The sequence below is a fragment of the Paraburkholderia rhynchosiae genome (assembly GCF_002879865.1).
Lineage (GTDB): Bacteria > Pseudomonadota > Gammaproteobacteria > Burkholderiales > Burkholderiaceae > Paraburkholderia > Paraburkholderia rhynchosiae.
The window spans coordinates 104795-125914 of sequence record NZ_PNXY01000018.1 but is presented as its reverse complement, the minus strand read 5'-3'; the positions used below and the strand labels follow the sequence as shown (position 1 = coordinate 125914).

Annotated in this window: 20 protein-coding genes and 1 tRNA gene; 2 read left to right on the top strand and 19 right to left on the bottom strand. The window is 61.0% G+C overall.

Annotation, left to right across the window (positions count from 1 at the left end; all coding sequences use genetic code 11):
* Positions 1 to 13: 13 nt before the first annotated feature.
* The 19 genes from nuoL to C0Z16_RS23550 form a co-directional block, all read right to left on the bottom strand.
* Complete coding sequence (gene nuoL, locus C0Z16_RS23640) at positions 14 to 2083, bottom strand: NADH-quinone oxidoreductase subunit L (protein ID WP_102634484.1); 2070 nt, start codon at positions 2081 to 2083, stop codon at positions 14 to 16.
* A 17-nt stretch (positions 2084 to 2100) separates the two neighbouring features.
* A complete protein-coding gene (gene nuoK / locus C0Z16_RS23635; RefSeq protein WP_013339863.1) occupies positions 2101 to 2406 on the bottom strand; it encodes an NADH-quinone oxidoreductase subunit NuoK in 306 nt (101 codons plus the stop codon).
* A gap of 20 nt (positions 2407 to 2426) precedes the next feature.
* A complete protein-coding gene (locus C0Z16_RS23630; protein ID WP_102634483.1) occupies positions 2427 to 3113 on the bottom strand; it encodes an NADH-quinone oxidoreductase subunit J in 687 nt (228 codons plus the stop codon).
* Positions 3114 to 3314: 201 nt separating this feature from the next.
* Positions 3315 to 3803, bottom strand: coding sequence for an NADH-quinone oxidoreductase subunit NuoI (gene nuoI, locus C0Z16_RS23625; protein ID WP_102634482.1), 489 nt, complete (start codon positions 3801 to 3803; stop codon positions 3315 to 3317).
* Between the two features lie 15 nt (positions 3804 to 3818).
* Entirely contained in the window at positions 3819 to 4883 is a 1065-nt protein-coding gene (gene nuoH, locus C0Z16_RS23620; RefSeq protein WP_102634481.1) for an NADH-quinone oxidoreductase subunit NuoH, read from the bottom strand.
* Positions 4884 to 7217 carry an NADH-quinone oxidoreductase subunit NuoG gene (gene nuoG / locus C0Z16_RS23615; protein WP_102634480.1) on the bottom strand — a complete coding sequence of 778 codons (2334 nt, stop codon included), beginning with the start codon at positions 7215 to 7217 and terminating at the stop codon, positions 4884 to 4886.
* A 147-nt stretch (positions 7218 to 7364) separates the two neighbouring features.
* Entirely contained in the window at positions 7365 to 8693 is a 1329-nt protein-coding gene (gene nuoF, locus C0Z16_RS23610) for an NADH-quinone oxidoreductase subunit NuoF (protein ID WP_102634479.1), read from the bottom strand.
* The gene (gene nuoE / locus C0Z16_RS23605; RefSeq protein ID WP_102634478.1) at positions 8690 to 9175 is read right to left on the bottom strand and encodes an NADH-quinone oxidoreductase subunit NuoE; all 486 of its coding nucleotides are present in this window, start codon (positions 9173 to 9175) and stop codon (positions 8690 to 8692) included. The genes nuoF and nuoE overlap by 4 nt, the downstream gene beginning before the upstream one ends.
* A 134-nt stretch (positions 9176 to 9309) precedes the next feature.
* The gene (locus C0Z16_RS23600; protein ID WP_102634477.1) at positions 9310 to 10563 is read right to left on the bottom strand and encodes an NADH-quinone oxidoreductase subunit D; all 1254 of its coding nucleotides are present in this window, start codon (positions 10561 to 10563) and stop codon (positions 9310 to 9312) included.
* A 9-nt stretch (positions 10564 to 10572) separates the two neighbouring features.
* Positions 10573 to 11175: an NADH-quinone oxidoreductase subunit C gene (locus C0Z16_RS23595; RefSeq protein ID WP_102634476.1), complete on the bottom strand. Its 603-nt coding sequence runs from the start codon at positions 11173 to 11175 to the stop codon at positions 10573 to 10575.
* Positions 11176 to 11196: 21 nt separating this feature from the next.
* Positions 11197 to 11676, bottom strand: coding sequence for a NuoB/complex I 20 kDa subunit family protein (locus tag C0Z16_RS23590; protein WP_006052903.1), 480 nt, complete (start codon positions 11674 to 11676; stop codon positions 11197 to 11199).
* Between the two features lie 63 nt (positions 11677 to 11739).
* Positions 11740 to 12099: an NADH-quinone oxidoreductase subunit A gene (locus C0Z16_RS23585; RefSeq protein WP_013339872.1), complete on the bottom strand. Its 360-nt coding sequence runs from the start codon at positions 12097 to 12099 to the stop codon at positions 11740 to 11742.
* Between the two features lie 160 nt (positions 12100 to 12259).
* Positions 12260 to 12344, bottom strand: a tRNA-Leu gene (locus C0Z16_RS23580).
* Positions 12345 to 12457: 113 nt separating this feature from the next.
* Positions 12458 to 12835, bottom strand: coding sequence for a preprotein translocase subunit SecG (gene secG, locus C0Z16_RS23575; protein WP_102634475.1), 378 nt, complete (start codon positions 12833 to 12835; stop codon positions 12458 to 12460).
* A gap of 81 nt (positions 12836 to 12916) precedes the next feature.
* Positions 12917 to 13693: a triose-phosphate isomerase gene (tpiA, locus tag C0Z16_RS23570; protein ID WP_102634522.1), complete on the bottom strand. Its 777-nt coding sequence runs from the start codon at positions 13691 to 13693 to the stop codon at positions 12917 to 12919.
* 173 nt (positions 13694 to 13866) lie between these two features.
* Complete coding sequence (locus C0Z16_RS23565; RefSeq protein ID WP_102634474.1) at positions 13867 to 14883, bottom strand: NAD(P)H-quinone oxidoreductase; 1017 nt, start codon at positions 14881 to 14883, stop codon at positions 13867 to 13869.
* Positions 14884 to 15134: 251 nt separating this feature from the next.
* Positions 15135 to 17282, bottom strand: a complete 2148-nt coding sequence (pnp, locus tag C0Z16_RS23560; protein WP_175130715.1) for a polyribonucleotide nucleotidyltransferase — start codon at positions 17280 to 17282, stop codon at positions 15135 to 15137.
* Positions 17283 to 17636: 354 nt separating this feature from the next.
* Positions 17637 to 17909, bottom strand: coding sequence for a 30S ribosomal protein S15 (gene rpsO, locus C0Z16_RS23555; RefSeq protein WP_006048211.1), 273 nt, complete (start codon positions 17907 to 17909; stop codon positions 17637 to 17639).
* 243 nt (positions 17910 to 18152) lie between these two features.
* Entirely contained in the window at positions 18153 to 19439 is a 1287-nt protein-coding gene (locus C0Z16_RS23550) for a branched-chain amino acid ABC transporter substrate-binding protein (RefSeq protein WP_102634521.1), read from the bottom strand.
* A 205-nt stretch (positions 19440 to 19644) separates the two neighbouring features.
* Here C0Z16_RS23550 and C0Z16_RS23545 point away from each other — a divergent pair, with 205 nt between their 5' ends.
* Positions 19645 to 20196, top strand: a complete 552-nt coding sequence (locus tag C0Z16_RS23545; RefSeq protein ID WP_102634472.1) for a hypothetical protein — start codon at positions 19645 to 19647, stop codon at positions 20194 to 20196.
* Between the two features lie 234 nt (positions 20197 to 20430).
* Positions 20431 to 21066: a carbonic anhydrase gene (locus tag C0Z16_RS23540; protein ID WP_102634471.1), complete on the top strand. Its 636-nt coding sequence runs from the start codon at positions 20431 to 20433 to the stop codon at positions 21064 to 21066.
* Positions 21067 to 21120 lie beyond the last annotated feature (54 nt).

Below are 21120 nucleotides of genomic sequence, written 5' to 3'. Positions count from 1 at the left end.
AGTGTCCCTCGCCTTATTTGCCGCCGAGCGTTACAAACAGGGTCAGGAGCCCCAACATGCCGATAATCATGGCGAACGCGTAGTGATAGATGTAGCCGGATTGCAGGAAGCGGATTACGCCGGCGAACCAGCCGATGAAGCGGGCGCTGCCATTGACGATGCCGTCGATCACAACGACATCGCCTTCCTTCCAGAGACCACGGCCAATTGCCACGGCGCCTCGCGCAAACACGACTTCGTTGATCTTGTCCATGTAGTACTTGTTGTCGAGCAGCGTGTAGATCGGCCCGAACGCGCGCTTGATGACAGCCGGCAAATCGGGACGAACGAGATACAGGAACCACGCGACGACGACACCCGCGAGCGCCAGCCAGACCGGCAGGCCCGCCACCGAGTGCAGCGCCATCGGCACCCAGCCCTTGAACTCTTCAGCCATCTCGTGCAGTGCCGGATGGTTTTCGCCGATGAAGATCACCTTGTCGAACGCCACCCCGTGCTGGAAGAAGTCGCCGAACAGCATCGGGCCGATTGCGATTGCGCCGATCACGACCGACGGGATCGCCAGCAGCACCAGCGGCAGCCACACCACCCAAGGCGTTTCATGCGGCTCGTGAGCGTGACCGTGGTCGTCGTGACCATGTCCGTGCGCGTCGTGGCCATTGCCGTGACCGTGGGCGGCGGCTTCCGCGCCCATCGGCGAATCCGGATGCTTCGGATCGCGGAAGCGCTCCTCGCCGTGGAACACCATAAAGTACATACGGAACGAATACAGCGCGGTGACAAACACGCTTGCCACCACAGCGAAGTACGCGAAGCCCGAACCCGGCAGATGCGACAGCTTCACCGCGTCGATGATCGAGTCTTTCGAGTAGAAGCCCGAGAAGAACGGCGTGCCGATCAGCGCCAGCGAGCCGACCAGCGACGTTATCCACGTAATCGGCATGTACTTGCGCAGGCCGCCCATATTGCGCATGTCCTGATCGTGGTGCATACCGATGATCACCGAACCCGCGCCGAGGAACAGCAGCGCCTTGAAGAACGCGTGCGTCATGAGGTGGAACACTGCGACCGGATAAGCCGACACGCCGAGCGCGACCGTCATGTAACCGAGTTGGGACAGCGTTGAGTAAGCCACCACGCGCTTGATGTCGTTCTGGACAATGCCGAGAAAGCCCATGAACAGCGCGGTAATCGCGCCGATCACCGTCACGAACGAGAGCGCGCTATCCGACAGTTCGAACAGCGGCGACATGCGCGTGACCATGAAGATACCGGCCGTCACCATGGTTGCCGCGTGAATCAGTGCGGAAATCGGCGTCGGGCCTTCCATCGAATCGGGCAGCCACACATGCAGCGGAAACTGCGCGGACTTACCCATTGCGCCGATGAACAGGCAGATACACGCGACCGTCAGCAAGCCCCAGTCCGTACCCGGAAAGGTCAATGCCGCGAGTTCGGTGCGCTTGGCAAAGACGTCGCCGTAGTTCATTGAACCGGCGAACGCAAACAGCAGGCCGATACCCAGCAGGAAGCCGAAGTCGCCGATGCGGTTCACGATGAACGCCTTCATGTTCGCGTAGATCGCCGACTCGCGCGTGAAGTAGAAGCCGATCAGCAGATACGACACCAGACCCACCGCTTCCCAGCCGAAGAACAACTGCAGGAAGTTGTTGCTCATCACGAGCATCAGCATCGAGAACGTGAACAGCGAGATGTACGAGAAGAAGCGCTGGTAGCCGTCGTCGTCGGCCATGTAGCCGATCGTGTAGATGTGCACCATCAGCGACACGAAGGTCACGACGCACATCATCATTGCCGTCAGCGAGTCGACGAGGAAGCCGATCTCGAACTTCGTCTTGCCGATCGTCATCCATTCATAGACGGTCGCGTTGAAACTCGCGCCGTTCAGGACCTGGAAGAAGACGACGGCCGACAGAACGAACGAGACGGCAACGCCGAGGATCGTGACCGAGTGCGCACCCGCACGCCCTACCGTCTTTCCGAATAGCCCCGCAATCAGGCAACCGGCCAGCGGTGCCAGCGCAATCGCCAGCAGCAGGTTTTCATTGAGTATCGTGGACATAACCGCTTTTCCTGAGATTAACCTTTGAGCTGATCGAGATCCTCGACATTGATCGTGTCGAGGCTACGGAACAGGGTCACCAGAATCGCGAGGCCGATCGCCGCTTCCGCTGCCGCAACGGTCAGCACGAAGAACACGAAGATCTGGCCATGCACGTCGCCGAGATAATGCGAGAACGCGACGAAATTGGTGTTCACCGCGAGCAGCATCAGTTCAATCGCCATCAGGATGATGATGACGTTGCGGCGGTTCAGGAAAATGCCGACGACGCTGATCGCAAACAGGATCGCGCCGAGCACAAGGTAATGAGCAAGGGTCAACATGGTTTCTATCTCCTGTGCGCTCAGCTGTTCTTGGCAGATGCCGATTCGGCCGCTGCCGCAGCTGCTGCGGCTTCTTCCGCCGCGACGGTTGCCGCGCTTTTCTCCGACGGCATCTTCACGACGCGCACGCGGTCCTGAGCACGCACCTTCACCTGCTCGCTGATGTTCTGGCGTTTGCTGTCTTTCTTGTGGCTCGTGGTGAGCGCGATTGCCGCGATGATCGCCACCAGCAGCACGAGGCCGGCCACTTCGAACGCGAAGATGTAGTCGGTATAGATCACCTTGCCGATCAGGCGCGTGTTCGACCAGTCGCCCATGCCGCCCGCCGCTGCGGCCGTGTCGCGCACCACCGTGCTCGTCGCGCCGTAGCCGTGCCACAGGATCAGCGCGGTTTCGAGCACGATGATCGCGCCCACCACCGTGGCCATCGGCACAAAGCGTTTGAAGTCCTTACGCAGCACGTCGATGTTGATGTCGAGCATCATCACGACGAACAGGAACAGCACCATCACCGCGCCCACGTAGACCAGCACCAGCAGGATGGCAAGGAACTCGGCTTGCAGCAGCATCCAGATCGCGGCTGCGTTGAAGAACGCCAGCACGAGAAACAGTGCGGAGGACACCGGGTTGCGCGAGGTGATCACCTTCAGCCCCGAAACCACCAGGAGCAGCGCGAAGATGTAGAACAGTACGGTCGTGAATTCCATGATTACCGGTTCATCGTTAGGCCATCGTCAGGCATTGTTCTTTGGCACGTGCGTCTGGCAACAGCGTGAAACCGCCAGAACAGCCGCACAGGTGCGCCGTGCCGCGGCGTTCAGGCCGCGGCGCTCGGCCCGACAACAGGCCGTGTTACTGCTGCATTTACTCATGCGTTACTGGTGCATCTACCGCTTCGGCTGAACGCTTCAACGGTACGGTGCGTCGGCAGCCTTGTTGGCGGCGATCTCCGCTTCGTAGCGATCGCCCACGGCCAGCAGCATGTCCTTCGTGAAGTACAGGTCGCCGCGCTTTTCGCCGTGATATTCGAGAATGTGCGTCTCGACGATCGAATCCACCGGGCAGCTTTCTTCGCAGAAACCGCAGAAGATGCACTTGGTCAGGTCGATGTCATAACGCGTCGTGCGACGGGTATTGTCCTCGCGCGTTTCAGACTCGATCGTGATAGCAAGCGCGGGACACACCGCTTCGCACAGCTTGCACGCGATGCAGCGCTCTTCGCCATTCTCATAACGGCGCAGCGCATGCAGGCCGCGAAAACGCGGTGAAATGGGGGTCTTCTCTTCCGGAAACTGCACCGTCACCTTGCGCTGGAACGTATAACGTCCGGTCAGTGCGAGGCCTTTGAGCAGCTCCGTCAGGAAGAAGGTCTTGAAAAAATTTTGGATTGCGGTCATGAGTTCATCCGCCCTTTATTTCCAGATATTCCACGGCGACATAATCCAGAAGCCGACCACCACCAGCCACACCACGCAGACCGGAATGAAAATCTTCCAGCCGAGACGCATGATCTGGTCATAGCGGTAGCGCGGGAACGTGGCTCGCGCCCAGATGAACACCGACAGCAGCAGGAAAACCTTGGCGACGAGCCAAAAGATGCCCGGTATGAAAGACAGGAAGCCGAACGGTGCGCTCCAGCCGCCGAGGAACAGTGTTGCAGCCAATGCCGAGATCACGATCATGTTGATGTACTCGGCGAGGAAAAACAGCGCGAACGCCATACCCGAGTAATCGATCATGTGACCCGCGACGATTTCCGACTCGCCTTCCACCACGTCGAACGGGTGGCGGTTCGTTTCGGCGATGCCCGAGATGAAGTACACGACGAACATCGGCAAGAGCGGCAGCCAGTTCCACGACAGGAAATTCAAGCCGTGCGATGCGAAGAAGCCCTGTTCCTGCGAATTGACGATACCCGACAGGTTCAGCGTGCCGGCCGTCATGAGCACGACGACCAGCGCGAAGCCCATCGAAATTTCGTACGAGACCATCTGCGCCGCCGCGCGCATTGCGCCAAGGAACGCGTACTTCGAGTTCGACGCCCAGCCGGCCAGAATCACGCCGTACACGCCGATCGACGAAATCGCGATTGCATAGAGCAGACCCGCGTTGATGTCGCCGAGCACCGCGCCCGCCTGGAACGGAATGACCGCCCAGACCGCAAAAGCCGGCACCACCACCATGATCGGCGCAATCAGGTAGATCCAGCGGCTCGCCTGAGCCGGCTGAATCACTTCTTTCAGCAACAGCTTCAGCACGTCGGCGATAGGCTGCAACAAACCTGCGGGGCCAACGCGGTTCGGGCCGAGACGCACGTGCATCCAGCCGATCAGCTTACGCTCCCACAAAATCAGGTAAGCCACGCACAGCAGGATCACGACGGCCACCACCAGGATGCGCACCAGTGCCCACACCGTGGGCCATGCCACACCGAGAAGCTGGGTGCCGCCCGAGTTGATCGTATCGAACAAGCTCATTTACGCCTTCTCCACCAGCAGTTCACCGAACAGGCTGCCCAGCGCTGCACCGGCAGGCGTAGCCGCCGATACGCGGACGACCGTCTCCGCAAGATTTGCGTCGCGCACGGCCGGCAACTGCACCGATTGCTCCCCCTGGCGCACGCGAACCGCGTCGCCCTCTTTCAAACCCAGTTTGTCGAACAGCGCAGCCGGGAGGCCCACCTTGTTCGCGGCGCGCGCCGCGGCGGTCAGATGCAGCGACTCTGCGCGACGGACGAGCGAGTCGGCGTGGTAGATCGGCACGTCGGCGATGCGCTCGAACTTGCCTTCCGCTGCCTTCGCCGCCTTGCCCCGCGCAACCGCCACGCCGGTCTTATTCGACAGACGCGATTGCAGTTCGCCGTCGCCGAGCGCGGCTTCGCGCACTTCTTCGGCCGTGTCGTATTCGAAGCCCGGCACGCCCAGCAGGCTACCCAGCACACGCAACACCTTCCATGCCGGACGCGTCTCGCCAAGCGCACGCACGACGCCGTTGAACGACTGCACCGTACCTTCGGCATTGACGAACGTGCCGGCCGTTTCGGTGAACGGCGCGATCGGCAGCAGCACGTCGGCGTATTCGGCGCCGATCTGGAACGGCGACATCACGACAACCATTTCAGCCTGATTCAGCGCGGCCAAAGCCTGCGCCGGATTGGCCGTGTCGAACTCCGGTTCGAGGTTCAGCAGCAGATAGCCCTTGCGCGGTTGTTCGAACACTTCACGAGCGTTCAGACCGCCGTCGCCCGGCAATGCGTTCACGAGATGCGCGCCCACCGTGTTGGCCGCTTCCGGCAGGAAGCCGAGCGCTGCGCCGGTTGCGTCCGCGATCCATTGGGCTGCGGCATGAATGACAGCAAAGTCCGGATGACGCACCGCGCCGTTGCCAATCAGCACGAGGCGGCGTTCGCCGGTGGCGAGCGATTTCGCGACCTGCTTGTCCACGTCGGTAGCTTGTGCACCGGAGAAAGCCTCCGGCAGCGCGGCGCCACTCGCTTCCGAGACCGCCGAGGCGATACCGGCCATTGCTTCGAGCCACGCTGACGGCGCTGCGGTAATGCGCTGCGCTTGCGGAATCAGCGCGTCATCGCCAGTCGCCTGCACGAACGTGAGCTTCGCGCCGCCCTTTGCGGCCTGACGCAGACGTGCGGCGAACAACGGATGATCGCGGCGCAGATCCGAACCGATCACCAGCGCGGAATCGATGTTCGACAGATCGGCGATAGCGGTGCCGAGCCACGGCGCACCGCCGACCGGCGCAGAAAAATCTGACTGACGCAGACGGAAGTCGACGTTAGGTGTGCCGACCGCTTGGGCCAGTTGCTTCAGCAGGAACAGTTCTTCAACCGTGCTGTGGGCGCTGCCGAGCGCGGCCAGCGCGTTCGCGCCGTGATCGCCCTTGATGCCTTTCAAACCCTTGACCACGTAATCAAGCGCGGTGTGCCAGTCGGTTTCGACCCACTTGCCGCCTTGCTTGAGCATTGGCTGCGTCAGACGCTCGGGGCTGTTCAGGCCTTCATATGAGAAGCGGTCCTTGTCCGAAATCCAGCACTCGTTGATGGCTTCGTTTTCGAACGGCAGAACGCGCATCACGCGGTTGTTCTTCACCTGCACTACGAGGTTCGCGCCGACCGAATCGTGCGGGCTCACCGACTTGCGGCGCGACAGTTCCCACGTCCGCGCGCTGTAGCGGAACGGCTTGCTGGTCAGAGCGCCGACCGGGCACAGGTCGATCATGTTACCCGACAGTTCGGAGTCGACCGTCTTGCCGACAAACGACGTGATCTCCGAATGCTCGCCGCGGCCCAGCATGCCGAGTTCCATCACGCCGGCCACTTCCTGGCCAAAGCGGACACAACGCGTGCAATGAATGCAACGCGACATTTCTTCCATCGAGATCAGCGGCCCGACGTTCTTGTGGAACACCACACGCTTTTCTTCGCTATAGCGCGACGATGACTTGCCGTAACCGACCGCCAGATCCTGCAACTGACATTCGCCACCCTGGTCGCAGATCGGGCAATCCAGCGGGTGATTGATCAGCAGGAATTCCATCACGGATTGCTGGCCCTTCACCGCCTTTTCCGACTTCGTGCGCACGATCATGCCGGCCGAGACCGGCGTCGCGCATGCGGGCACGGCCTTCGGCATTTTTTCGACATCGACCAGACACATCCGGCAGTTGGCCGCGATCGACAGCTTCTTGTGATAGCAGAAGTGAGGAATGTACGTGTCGACCTTATGCGCAGCCTGGATGACCATGCTGCCTTCAGGCACCTCTACTTTCTTGCCGTCTATTTCAAGTTCAACCATGATGGTCAATCTTCCTTAACCTGTTACCGCTCAATCGTTCGCCCCGTTCATCGCCCGTCGAGGCAATGAATCCCGCGGTTGACGTGTCGTGGTGCGCAACCGTCAGCGCACCTGTCAGCGCACTTGTCTGGCCGCCTGCCGGGCCACTCAGGCAGCCACTGTTTCAGTTGCCGCAGCAGCGCTTGCATGACCGCCGACGAGGCAATGCTTGTGAGCGACGTGATATTCGAATTCGTCCCAGTAGTGCTTGAGCATGCCGCGAACCGGCATGGCCGCTGCATCGCCGAGCGCGCAAATCGTGCGGCCCATGATGTTTTCCGCAACCGAGTTCAGCAGATCCAGATCTTCAGGACGCCCGAGCCCATGTTCAATACGATGCACGACGCGGTACAGCCAACCCGTGCCTTCACGACAAGGCGTGCATTGACCACACGATTCTTCGTAGTAGAAGTACGACAAACGCAGCAGCGAGCGAACCATGCAACGCGTCTCGTCCATCACGATGACGGCGCCCGAACCGAGCATCGACCCAGCCTTCGCGATCGAATCGTAATCCAGGTCGGTTTGCATCATGATGTCGCCGGGGATGACCGGCGCCGACGAACCGCCAGGAATGACGGCCTTGATCTTTTTGCCGCCGCGCATGCCGCCAGCGAGTTCCATCAGCGTCGCGAACGGCGTGCCGAGCGGAACCTCATAGTTGCCCGGACGTTCGACGTCGCCTGCAATCGAGAAAATCTTCGTGCCGCCGTTGTTCGGCTTGCCGATCTCGAGGTAATTCTGCGGACCGATTGCGAGCAGGAACGGCACCGCTGCGAACGTCTCGGTGTTGTTGATCGTGGTCGGCTTGCCGTACACGCCGAAGCTCGCCGGGAACGGCGGCTTGAAGCGCGGTTGACCTTTCTTGCCTTCCAGCGATTCCAGCAGCGCGGTTTCTTCACCGCAGATATAGGCGCCGTAACCGTGGTGCGCATGCAGCTCGAACGAGAAGCCCGAACCCATGATGTTCTCGCCGAGGAACCCGGCGCGGCGAGCTTCGTCCAACGCTTCTTCGAAGCGCTTGTAGACTTCCCAGATTTCGCCGTGAATATAGTTGTAGCCGACTGTAATGCCCATCGCGTACGCGCCGATGGCCATGCCTTCGATCAGCGAATGCGGATTGAAGCGGAGGATGTCGCGGTCTTTGAACGTGCCCGGCTCACCTTCATCCGAATTGCAGACGAGGTACTTCTGGCCCGGAAACTGGCGCGGCATGAAACTCCACTTCAGCCCGGTCGGGAAGCCCGCGCCGCCACGGCCGCGCAGACCCGACGCCTTGACGTCGGCGATCACCTGCTCCGGCGGAATCTTTTCTTCCAGAATGCGGCGCAGCTGGGCGTAACCGCCGCGCGCCACGTAGTCTTCGAGATGCCAGTTGTCGCCGTTGAGGCCGGCGAGAATCAGCGGTTTGATGTGACGATCGTGTAAAGACGTCATTTCGAAAGTTCCTCGAGCAGCTGATCGATCTTCTCGCGGCTCATGAAGCTGCACATGCGATGGTTGTTCACCAGCATCACCGGCGCGTCGCCGCACGAACCCATGCACTCACCTTCTTTCAGGGTGAATTTGCCGTCGGCCGTGGTTTCGCCGAAGTCGATGCCGAGCCTCTGCTTCAGATATTCAGCGGCGCTGTCGGAGCCGCCGTCCGGGCCGAGCTGGCACGGCAGGTTCGTGCAGAGCGTGATCTTGTACTTGCCGACCGGCGACGTCTCGTACATCGTGTAGAAGGTTGCCACCTCCTGCACGGCGACTGCGGGCATGCCGAGATAGTCCGCGACGAACTGCATGAGTTCGGGCGACAGCCAGCCATGCTCTTCCTGAGCAGTGGCCAACGCCGACATCACGGCGGACTGTTTCTGATCGGCGGGATACTTCGCGATCGCACGATCGATTTCTTTCAGGCCTTCAGCTGAGATCATTTTCAGACACGACTCTTTCAATTCCTACCGAACGAAAACCCGTCGCTCACATGATGATGCTGCGACAGACCCGGCGTTCCTTTGCTTGACGCGTGCTTCGCTACAATCCGAAGACGCGCGCCGACGATTACGTCCTAGCGATCGACTTCGCCGAACACGATGTCCTGCGTGCCGATGATCGTCACAGCGTCGGCGATCATGTGACCGCGCGCCATTTCGTCCAGCGAGGACAGGTGCGCATAGCCCGGCGCGCGAATCTTGAGGCGATACGGCTTATTTGCGCCATCGGAGATCAGATAGATGCCGAACTCGCCCTTCGGATGCTCGACGGCGGCATAAGCCTCGCCTTCCGGCACATGGAAGCCTTCAGTGAACAGCTTGAAGTGATGAATCAGTTCTTCCATGTTCGACTTCATGCCGACGCGCGACGGCGGCGCAACCTTGTGATTGTCGATCATCACAGGGCCGGAATTCTTGCGCAGCCACTCAACGCACTGTTTCACGATTCGCGTGGACTGACGCATTTCTTCGACGCGAACCAGATAACGGTCATAGCAGTCGCCGTTCACGCCGACTGGAATGTCGAAATCGAGCTTCTCGTACACTTCGTACGGCTGCTTCTTGCGCAGGTCCCATTCGATACCCGAGCCGCGCAGCATTGCGCCGGTCATGCCGAGTTGCAGCGCGCGCTCCGGGCTGACCACGCCGATACCGACCAGACGTTGTTTCCAGATCCGGTTGTCGGTGAGCAGCGTTTCATACTCGTCGACGCACTTCGGAAAACGCGTGAAGAAATCGTCGATGAAGTCCAGCAATGAACCTTGACGGTTCTCGTTCATTCTCGACAATGCCTTCGCGTTGCGAATCTTCGACGCCTTGTACTGCGGCATGGCGTCCGGCAGATCGCGATAAACGCCGCCCGGACGATAGTAAGCCGCGTGCATCCGTGCGCCGGATACCGCTTCGTACACGTCCATCAGGTCTTCGCGCTCGCGGAACGCATACAGAAACACCGCCATTGCGCCGACGTCCAGCGCGTGCGCGCCGATCCACATCAGGTGGTTCAGCACACGCGTGATTTCGTCGAACATTACGCGGATGTATTGCGCGCGAACAGGCACGTCGATGCCGAGCAGCTTTTCGATCGCCATCACATAGCCGTGCTCGTTCACCATCATCGACACATAGTCGAGACGGTCCATGTACGGCACAGACTGGATAAACGTTTTGGTTTCGGCGAGCTTTTCAGTCGCGCGATGCAGCAGGCCGATGTGCGGATCGGCGCGCTGGATGACTTCGCCGTCGAGCTCCAGCACGAGGCGCAGCACACCGTGCGCCGCCGGATGCTGAGGGCCGAAATTGAGCGTGTAGTTCTTGATCTCTGCCATGGCGTTCTCTTAGTGTTTCAGACCGCCATAGCGATCTTCGCGGATCACGCGCGGCGTGATTTCCCGCGGCTCGATCGTCACAGGCTGATAGACGACGCGCTTCTCTTCCGGGTCGTAACGCATTTCGACGTAGCCGGAGACAGGGAAATCTTTGCGGAACGGGTGACCAATGAAACCGTAGTCGGTCAGAATGCGGCGCAGGTCTGGATGGCCTTCGAAGACGATGCCGTACAGGTCGAACGCCTCCCGCTCATACCAGTTGACCGAATTCCAGATTTCGACGACCGACGGCAGGATAGGCACTTCGTCGTCCGGGGCGAACACACGCAGACGCAGACGCCAGTTGTTCTGCACCGACAACAAATGCAGAACGGCCGCGAAACGCGGACCGTCGTAAGCGCCGTCGGCATAGGTTTGATAGTCGACGCCGCACAGATCCACGCACTGCTCGAAACCGAGCGAGCGGTCGTCGCGCAGACGCGTTGCCACGTTGATGTAGTCGCTTGCTTTCACGACGATCGTCAACTCACCGATTGCCTCGGTAGTGCTCAACAGGAGGCCGCCAAAGGCCGCCTCGAGGTTCGCTTTCAGGGTCTCGAGTTTGCTTGCCATATTGTGGGGAGAGGCGTTGCCTTATTGACGGGCGATTGTGTTAGTGCGGCGAATCTTGGCCTGCAACTGGATCACGCCGTAGACCAGCGCTTCCGCTGTTGGCGGGCAGCCCGGCACATAGACGTCGACCGGTACGATGCGATCGCAGCCACGCACTACCGAATACGAGTAGTGGTAATAGCCGCCGCCGTTCGCGCAAGAGCCCATCGAAATCACCCAACGCGGCTCGGCCATCTGGTCGTACACCTTGCGCAGCGCCGGCGCCATCTTGTTGCACAGCGTACCGGCGACGATCATCACGTCCGACTGACGCGGACTGGGACGAAACACCACACCAAAACGGTCGAGGTCATAGCGGGCAGCGCCCGCATGCATCATCTCGACCGCACAGCACGCAAGACCGAACGTCATCGGCCACAAGGAGCCGGTGCGCGTCCAGTTAATCAGTTTGTCAGCCGTGGTGGTGACAAACCCTTCCTTCAAGACCCCTTCGATACTCATTTGCTTTCCACTCCAGACGGGGCGGCAAGCCTTGGCCACCCACGCAAACCGGCGATTAAACCATCATTCCCAGTCGAGGCCGCCCTTCTTCCAGATGTAGGCGAAGCCCAGCAGGAATTCGAGCAGGAAAATCATCATCGCCATGAAGCCAGGCCAGCCGATGTCGCGCAGGGCGACGCCCCACGGGAACAGGAACGCGGTTTCAAGATCGAAAATGATGAAGAGAATGGCGACGAGGTAATAGCGCACATCGAATTTCATGCGCGCATCTTCGAATGCTTCGAAGCCGCACTCGTACGGTGCGTTTTTCTCGGTGTCGGGCTTGTTGGGACCGAGGATCTTGCCGATACTGACCAGTGCTACGCCTAAACCGGTGCCCACAACGAGGAACAACAAGACGGGGAAATAGGCTGCGAGGTTCAAGACTATCCTCAATCGGTTGGTTCTGAATGCCGTCAGGAGCATAGCACCCCTGACGCGAAATCACTTCTGAGACGTACATGCCGCGGATGCAGCGCAAACCGCGCGCCAGAAGTGAAAATGCCAGCCGAAGCGAAGCAAGCGGCTGGCATTAGATAACATTTGGTGCCGACGGCGAGACTCGAACTCGCACAGCTTTCGCCACTACCCCCTCAAGATAGCGTGTCTACCAATTTCACCACGTCGGCACTGTATGCAATCCGGGAAAACAACTTGTAAAACCCGCGAATCGCTTCAAGACTTAGATTGTAACTGCTCCAAACAGTTTGTTCAACGCACAAAAGGCACTTTCCACGAAAATTTATTTCGGGACGTCGGTGCTCGGAACGGACGCAGCCGACGCAGCCAGCGCAGCCGAACCGCCTGCTGGCGCCGAGGCAGCCGAAGCTGCGACCGGAGCAGTGACCGCCGCACCGAGCACGCCCGCAGAAGGCTTTGCACGATATGCGCCGAGGTAGGTGAGGGTCAGCGTAGTTACAAAAAACACCGCTGCGAGCACTGCCGTTGTGCGCGACAAAAAGTTTGCGGAGCCGGTGGCGCCAAACAGGCTGCCCGATGCTCCACTGCCAAAAGCCGCGCCCATATCCGCGCCTTTGCCGTGCTGCAGCAAAACTAGACCGATGACCCCAAGCGCCGACAACAGCTGAACGACGATAATCAATGTTTTCAAATACAGCATTACACTCACCTGAGTCTTTATTTAACCGGGACCCGCGGACCGCGAGGCTCGGGATGGGTCATCCTCGACAAGGCGCCCTGCTTAACCGGCGGCCGTGGTGACAGCCGCCTTGCAGATCGCCAAGAAATCCTGATCTTTCAACGACGCGCCGCCGATCAGACCGCCGTCGATATCCGGCTGACGGAACAATTCTTCCGCATTGTCCGGCTTCACGCTGCCGCCGTACAAGAGCGGCACATCCGTGACGCCAGCGCCTTTGGCCGCGAGACGCGAACGCAAGAACGCATGCACCGCCTGCGCCTGCTCGGAACTCGCACTTTTACCGGTGCCGATCGCCCAGACAGGCTCATAGGCAACAACGATACGCGCCGCTTCTTGCGCCGACAGCTTCCCCAGCACTTCGTCCAGTTGCGCGCCGACTACCTGCTCGGTCGAACCGGCTTCGCGTTCTTCGAGCGTTTCACCGACGCATACGATCGGCGTCAAACCTGCCTCCAGCGCCCGCTGGGTCTTGACTGCAACCAGCTCGGCGCTTTCGCGGTGATACGCACGGCGCTCGGAGTGCCCGACGATCGCGAACATGGCGTGAAAATCCGCCACCATTTGCGCAGCCACTTCACCGGTATAGGCGCCGTGCGTGAAGGCGGAAATATCCTGCACGCCCCACACCACCCGGCTGCTTTCCAGCAACGACTGCGCTTGCGCGAGATACGGGCTCGGCACGCACACGCCGACGCGCACGCCGGCCGGCAGTTCGGCCGCACCTTTTGCCACGGCCTGCAACAGCGTCGCGTTTTCGGCGAGGCACCCGTGCATCTTCCAGTTACCGACTACCAGTTTGGCTCGTTGTGTCGACATCGTCTCGTCTTGCCCCTTGTCGTCTGCTTGTCCTGCTTTGGCGGCGGGCATTGTTTGCGCTTACAATCCGCCTTTCGGATTCATGCGGCGTGCGCAAAACGCGCAATTTTACTGCTTGGGGGAGATCGGGTCAAACGAGCACATAAGCACCGACTCCTACCGAACGACCCGCATCAAGCGTCCTGACCCCAAGTCAGCACAATTTTGCCGACATGTGTGCTGCTTTCCATCAGCGCATGCGCGTCGGCGGCCTGGGCCGCGGGAAACACGCGATGCACCACGGGCTTGATCCGGCCGTCCTGCAGATGCGGCCACACCAGTTCCTTGAGTTGCGCAGCGATTTTCGCCTTGAACTCGATTGGCCGCGCGCGCAGCGTCGAACCGGTTACCGTCAAGCGGCGGCGCAGCACCTCGTTGAGGTTCAACTCCGCCTTCGCGCCGCCCAGCAACGCAATCAGCACGATGCGTCCGCCGTCCGCGAGAGCCGTCAGTTCGCGCGACACGTAGCTGCCCGCCACCATGTCGAGGACCACGTCGACGCCACGGTCGTTGGTTAGCGACTTGATGACTTCGACGAAATCTTCCGTCTTGTAGTTGATGGCACGCTCGGCGCCCAGCGCTTCGCACGCCCGACACTTTTCGTCCGATCCCGCAGTGGCGAACACGCGGAAACCGAGCGCATGCGCAATCTGGATCGCGGTCACGCCGATGCCGCTCGAGCCGCCTTGCACCAGCAAGGTTTCGTTCGACCCGCCCTCGCCTTTGCCGAGCTGCGCGCGATCGAAGACATTGCTCCACACGGTGAAGAAAGTCTCCGGCAGCGACGCCGCCTCGACATCCGACAGACCCGTGGGCACCGGCAGGCATTGCAACAGCGGCGCAACCGCGTACTCGGCGTAACCGCCGCCCGCCAGCAATGCACACACGCGATCGCCGATTTTCAGGCCGAACGGATTGTGCTTCGCGTCGATGTCGCCGCCGACGATCTCGCCCGCCACTTCCAGCCCCGGCAGGTCCGACGCGCCCGGAGGCGGCGCGTAGCCGCCCTTGCGCTGAAACACATCAGGACGGTTGATGCCGGACGCCGCCACCTTGATCAGCACCTCGCCCGCTTTCGGCTGCGGCGTAGGCCGCTCCGCGAGCTTAAGGACTTCCGGTGCTCCGAATTCGGTGATTTCGATCGCTTTCATCTGCGTCAACTCCAAGATTGGATTGCGTTGCACACCCGCGTTCGTCCGCGTTCACCTGCATTGTCGCCGCATCCCGGCAATCAAGCACGAGTCGCGCGAACTTCAGACAAAGCCGCAAATAAAGCCGCCGCGCGAAAGCGGATTGCCCGCTTGCCAGAGCCGGCATCCATCTGCAACGCAATCCACCCTGAACCCATCATGAAAAACGGCCGGCGCGCATTCGCGCTGCCGGCCGTTGTGCCGCTACCGCTTTACTGCGGCGTCGGTTCGCCCTGCGGCGCGCTCGGCGCGCCATCGTTCAGCAACGCCTTCGCCGACAAACGCACACGACCCTTTTCGTCCGTCTGGATGACCTTGACCTTCACTTGCTGGCCGTCCTTCAGGTAGTCGTTGATGTCCTTGATACGCTCGTTGGCGATTTCGGAGATGTGCAGCAGACCGTCCTTGCCCGGCAGAATGTTCACGATCGCGCCGAAATCGAGCAGCTTGAGCACCGTGCCTTCGTACACCTGGCCCACTTCGACTTCCAGCGTGATGTTCTCGATACGCTTCTTCGCTTCGGCCATGCCTTCGCTGCTGGTGCTCGCGATGGTCACAACACCGTCGTCCGAAATATCGATCGTCGTGCCGGTTTCTTCGGTCAGCGCGCGGATCACCGAGCCACCCTTGCCGATCACGTCGCGGATCTTCTCCGGATTGATCTTGATGGTGATCATGCGCGGTGCGAACTCCGACAGTTGCGTGTTCGCGCCAGACACCGCGGAGGTCATCTTGCCGAGAATATGCATACGGCCTTCCTTCGCTTGCGCGAGGGCGACCTGCATGATTTCCTTCGTGATGCCCTGGATCTTGATGTCCATCTGCAGCGCGGTCACGCCTTGCTCGGTGCCCGCCACCTTGAAGTCCATGTCGCCGAGGTGATCTTCGTCGCCGAGAATGTCGGTCAGCACCGCGAACTTGTTGCCTTCCAGGATCAGGCCCATGGCGATGCCGGCGACGTGCGCCTTCATCGGCACGCCGGCGTCCATCAGCGCGAGGCAGCCGCCGCACACCGAAGCCATCGACGAAGAACCGTTCGATTCCGTGATTTCCGACACGACGCGAATCGAGTAGCCGAATTCGTCGGCGCTCGGCAGGCAGGCAGCCAGCGCGCGCTTGGCCAGACGCCCGTGACCGATTTCACGACGCTTCGGCGAACCAACGCGGCCCGTTTCGCCGGTCGCGAACGGAGGCATGTTGTAGTGAAGCATGAAGCGTTCGCGGTACTCGCCTTCGAGCGCGTCGATGTTCTGCTCGTCGCCCTTGGTGCCGAGCGTTGCCACCACCAGCGCCTGCGTTTCGCCGCGCGTGAACAGCGCCGAGCCGTGCGTACGCGGCAGCACGCCGGTACGGATTTCGATCGGGCGCACGGTGCGCGTGTCGCGGCCGTCGATACGCGGTTCGCCGTTCAGGATCTGCGTACGGACGATCTTTGCTTCGATGTCGAACAGCACGTTGCCGACGGTTGCCTTGTCGGCCGCCACGGTGCCGGCTGCTGCCGCGTCCTGCTCGAGCTGCGCCGACGTCGCTGCGTAGACTTCCTTCAGCTTGGCCGAACGCGCCTGCTTGTCGCGGAGCTGATAAGCCGCGAGCAGGTTGGCTTGCGCCAGTTCCGTCACGCGCGCGATCAGCGGCTCATTCTTCGCCGCCGGTTGCCAATCCCATTCGGGCTTGCCGCCTTCGCGGACCAGATCGTGGATCGCGTCGATCGCGATCTGCATCTGCTCATGGCCGAACACCACGCCGCCGAGCATCACTTCTTCGCTCAGTTGCTGCGCTTCCGATTCCACCATCAGCACCGCGCGTTCCGTACCGGCGACGATCAGGTCCAGCGCCGATTCCTTCATTTGCGGACGCGTCGGGTTCAACACATATTCGTTGTTGATATAGGCCACGCGTGCAGCGCCGACCGGGCCGTTGAACGGCAGACCGGAGATGGCGAGCGCCGCCGACGCGCCGATCAGCGCGGGAATGTCAGCGGGAATTTCCGGGTTCAGCGACAGGACGTGGATCACGACCTGGACTTCGTTGTAGAAGCCTTCCGGGAACAGCGGGCGCAGCGGACGGTCGATCAGGCGCGAGATCAGCGTTTCGCCTTCCGACGGACGGCCTTCGCGGCGGAAGAAGCCGCCCGGGATCTTGCCGGCGGCGTAGGTCTTCTCGAGGTAGTCGACGGTCAGCGGGAAGAAGTCCTGACCCGGTTTCGCCGTCTTGGCACCGACCACGGTGGCCAGCACAACGGTGTCTTCGACGTCGACAATTACCGCGCCGCTCGCCTGGCGAGCGATTTCGCCGGTTTCGAGGCGAACGTTATGTTGTCCCCATTTAAACTCTTTGACGATCTTATTGAACATAGTCATTGCTTTCCTCATCGTAATGCCGCGCGGACCAGAAGCGGCGCGGCAACGCCAGGACCGGCGCCGCATGGGAAGAGTAGTGTTATGCCATTCCAGAGAACCACGCCCTACGTTGAGTACGCGCGCGAACCGCTGGAATGACACAAAGCTCCGCCCTGAAGCCCGGCCATGTTCCAATTTTTGCTGCCTTTTCTACTGCTTGCTTTTTCTACTGCTTTACTGCTTCCTGCCCCGCCGCATGAACCTGCACGCCACTGCGGACAACAGGCAGTGCACCTCACATGAAGCACACCGTGCAAAAACAAAATGCCTGTATCAGTGGAACTGACACAGGCATCTTGCTGAACGACTAGCCGATTACTTACGCAGACCCAGCTTCTCGATCAGTGCGCGGTAACGATCCGCGTCCTTACCCTTCAGGTAGTCGAGCAGCTTACGGCGGCGGCTCACCATGCGCAGCAGACCGCGGCGGCTGTGGTGATCTTTCGCGTGTGCCTTGAAGTGAACGGTCAGTTCGTTGATGCGGGTCGTGAGCAGCGCGACCTGAACTTCGGGGGAGCCGGTGTCGTTGGCTGCGCGTGCGAATTGCGCAACGACTTCGGACTTCTTGCTTGTATCAACTGCGGACATGTCGATTTCCTTGAGAACTAGACAGGCGGTCACGGAAGAAAGGCCGTGCCGTGGGTTACCCGTGCGAAACAGCGCCCTATACAACTACTGCCCCTGTACAACCACTGCAACTACAGCTTGTATGACAGCCGGCACCGCAACGGGACGCGTATTGTAGCACAGCCCGAATCGGCCGCGAACCCTGCTGTGCCGGGCCGAACAGCGGGCGCGAAACAACCCGCTCGCCATGCCGGGCACGGTCATTCACGGCCGCTTCATCTTGCAGACGGTCGGCGGGACGGTGCGTTCCGCCGGCAACGCCAGCACCGTGCGGAAGCCGAAACCGGAGCCCTCGTTATCGAAATGCACACCGCGCGTGCCGGCTTTATCCATCTCCATCACGTAGAGGGGCTGGATCAATTGATGGTCATCCGCCCGCATCCACGACGCATGGAAGCCGTTGTCGAATCGGATGCCTTCCAGCGCCCGGGCGACTGCTGCAGGATCGGCGCTCTTCGCGCGGTTCATCGCCGCGGCCAGGGTTTCGATCATCAAGGACATGCGCAATACCGGATAGTCGTCCTGCGCGGCCGGGAAACGGGTGCGAAAGGCCTCGTACCACGCATCGGAAGCCGCGCCGCCCGCATTCGGATGCCAGTCCGCCACGGCGATCACGTGCCCGACGCCGGCCTCGCCCAACGCAGCCGGCGCGCCGAGACTGTTGCCATAGAACGTGTAGAACTTCGTGTCGAGACCCTGCTCGCGCGCCGCCTTCACGAGGAGCGTCAGATCGTTACCCCAATTGCCCGTGATCACGGCATCGGCGCCGCTCGCGCGGATTTTCGCAACGTACGGCGCGAAGTCCTTCACGCGGCCAATCGGATGGAACTCGTCGCCTACCACTGCAATATCGGGACGCTTCGACGCCAGCGCCGAACGCGCGAGGCTGCTGACGTCATGCCCGAAGCTGTAGTCCTGATTCAGCAGGTACACCTTCTTCACCGCCTTGTCGCGCTGAATGACGTCGGCGAGCGCATTCATCCGCATGCCCGCATGCGCGTCGAAGCGGAAGTGCCAGAAGCTGCAGTTGGCGTTGGTCAACGCGGGGTCGTCGGCGGAATAATTGAGGAACAGCTCGCGGTTGCCCGGCTCGCGGCTGTTCTGCTTGTCGATCGCGCCGACGAGCGCCGCCGCGACCGCCGAGCTATTGCCCTGCAGGATGTAGCCGATGTGGCGGTCCGCGGCCGCGCGCAGTTGCGTGAGCGCCTCTTCGGTGCCGCCCTTGCTGTCAAGCACGACGAGTTCCAGCGGATGCGCGCCGTCGGCCAGCTTCACGCCGCCGCGCGCGTTGACCTGCTCCACGCCGAAGCGCAGGTTGCGCTCCACCGCCGCGCCCGCGTTCGCAAACGGACCGGACATGCCCTCGATCAGCGCCAACTGGATGGGCGCGCCCGAGGGATTCGCCGCCCTTTCAGCGGCGACGGCATAGCCCGTCACCGTCACTGAGATTGCCGCCAATGCCGCTGCCGCCGTCCTTTGCCACGTTGCCATCGTCCGTCCCGCCTCAATCGTCGAAGCGCGGATCATAGGTCGTTCGAGACGGAATAAGCAAGCCGCCGAAGCCGTTGTCGTGCTGCTGCGGTACTGTTATTGCGCCGGCCAGCCCGTAGACGGCGCAAATCTTTTACCGCCGCACGTGTCAAAATATTCCGTCTTGATGATAAAAACCGCTACTTAAAAGCCATCGGAGGATTTCATGTTGAACCGCCATCACGTCAAGGCGGCCTCGATCGGGGCGCCGGCTGCCGCGCACATACGGCGCGCGGCGCTGGCCTGCCTGAGCGCATTGGCGCTCGCCGGCTGCGTGCAGCCCTGGCAGCAATATCAACAAGGTGCGGACGAATCGACGATCGTCGCGCGCCTCGGTCCTCCACGCGAAATCTACGATTTGCCTAACGGCGGCAAGCGGCTGATGTGGCCCACGCAGCCGATGGGCGAAACCACCACGGCCGCCGACATCGACGCGTCCGGCAAGATCATCAACGTACGTCAGGTATTGCAGCCGAACGAGTTCTATCGCGCGGAGGTCGGCAAATGGACGAGGAGCGACGTGCTGGTGAATTTTGGCCGCCCGGTGGAGACGTCCTACTTCCCGTTGATGAAGCGCGAGGTGTGGACGTATCGCTACCTCGAAGACAACGTCTGGTACATGATGTTCAGCTTTTATTTCGACGACCAGGGCGTGCTGCGTCTCACGCAAAAAACGCCCGATCCGCTGCACGATCCAGACCGCCGGAACCTGTTCTAGGCGCTGCTGTCATTCACTATGCATGCCTCTCCGAAAGCCGCCCCCAAGGCGGCTTTTTTTTATTTATTGCGCATGACGGCGAATTTTATTTCACACACAAGCGATTAATTTTTGATAGAAAGGCTTTTGTAAGTATCGATCCGGTGCTGGTCCGCTGCCGACTCTGCGGCGGACCACACGGCTCCGCCGTGATTCCTGCACCGGACGATGCGCCCCTTTATGGAGCCGCTATCGATGAATCGTCCCAAACGCCTTCTCGTCGCCAACGTCGCATGGGCGCACGAAACCGCCGAGCGCAACCCTGAGTTTTTCCGCGATCTGGTGCGCGGTCAAAACCCGCATGTGCTGTGGATCGGCTGCTCGGACAGCCGGGTGCCCGCCGAAACCATCACGCATTGCGAGCCGGGCGACCTGTTCGTTCACCGCAACATCGCCAATCTCTTCCATCCCGACGACGACAACTCGGCGAGCGTTCTCGAATATGCAGTGCGCGTGCTCAAGGTCGGTCACGTGATCGTCTGCGGACATTACGGCTGCGGCGGCGTGCGCGCCTCGCTGCTGCCGCCGGATCCGAGCCTGCCGCACGTGAATCGCCGTATCGCGCCGCTCTGCACGCTTGCCAGAACTCATCGCGACGAACTCGGCGGACATGCGAGCGAACGCGAACGCGTCGACCGCCTCGCCGAGTTGAACGTGCTCGAACAGGTGCGTCAGCTACGGGCGAATGCGATCGTGCGGGACGCCGAACCGGCACCGCTCGTGCACGGCTGGATTTTCGCGCTCGAAGACGGACGCATCAAGGTGCTCACGTCCGGCTACGAGGCCGACGACGCGATGACCTGCGCGACAGCCGTTCATAGCGCGGCCTGATGCCAATGCACAGCCAGAGCCGGGTCCTATCCGGTTCAGCCCTCGCCTGTCATC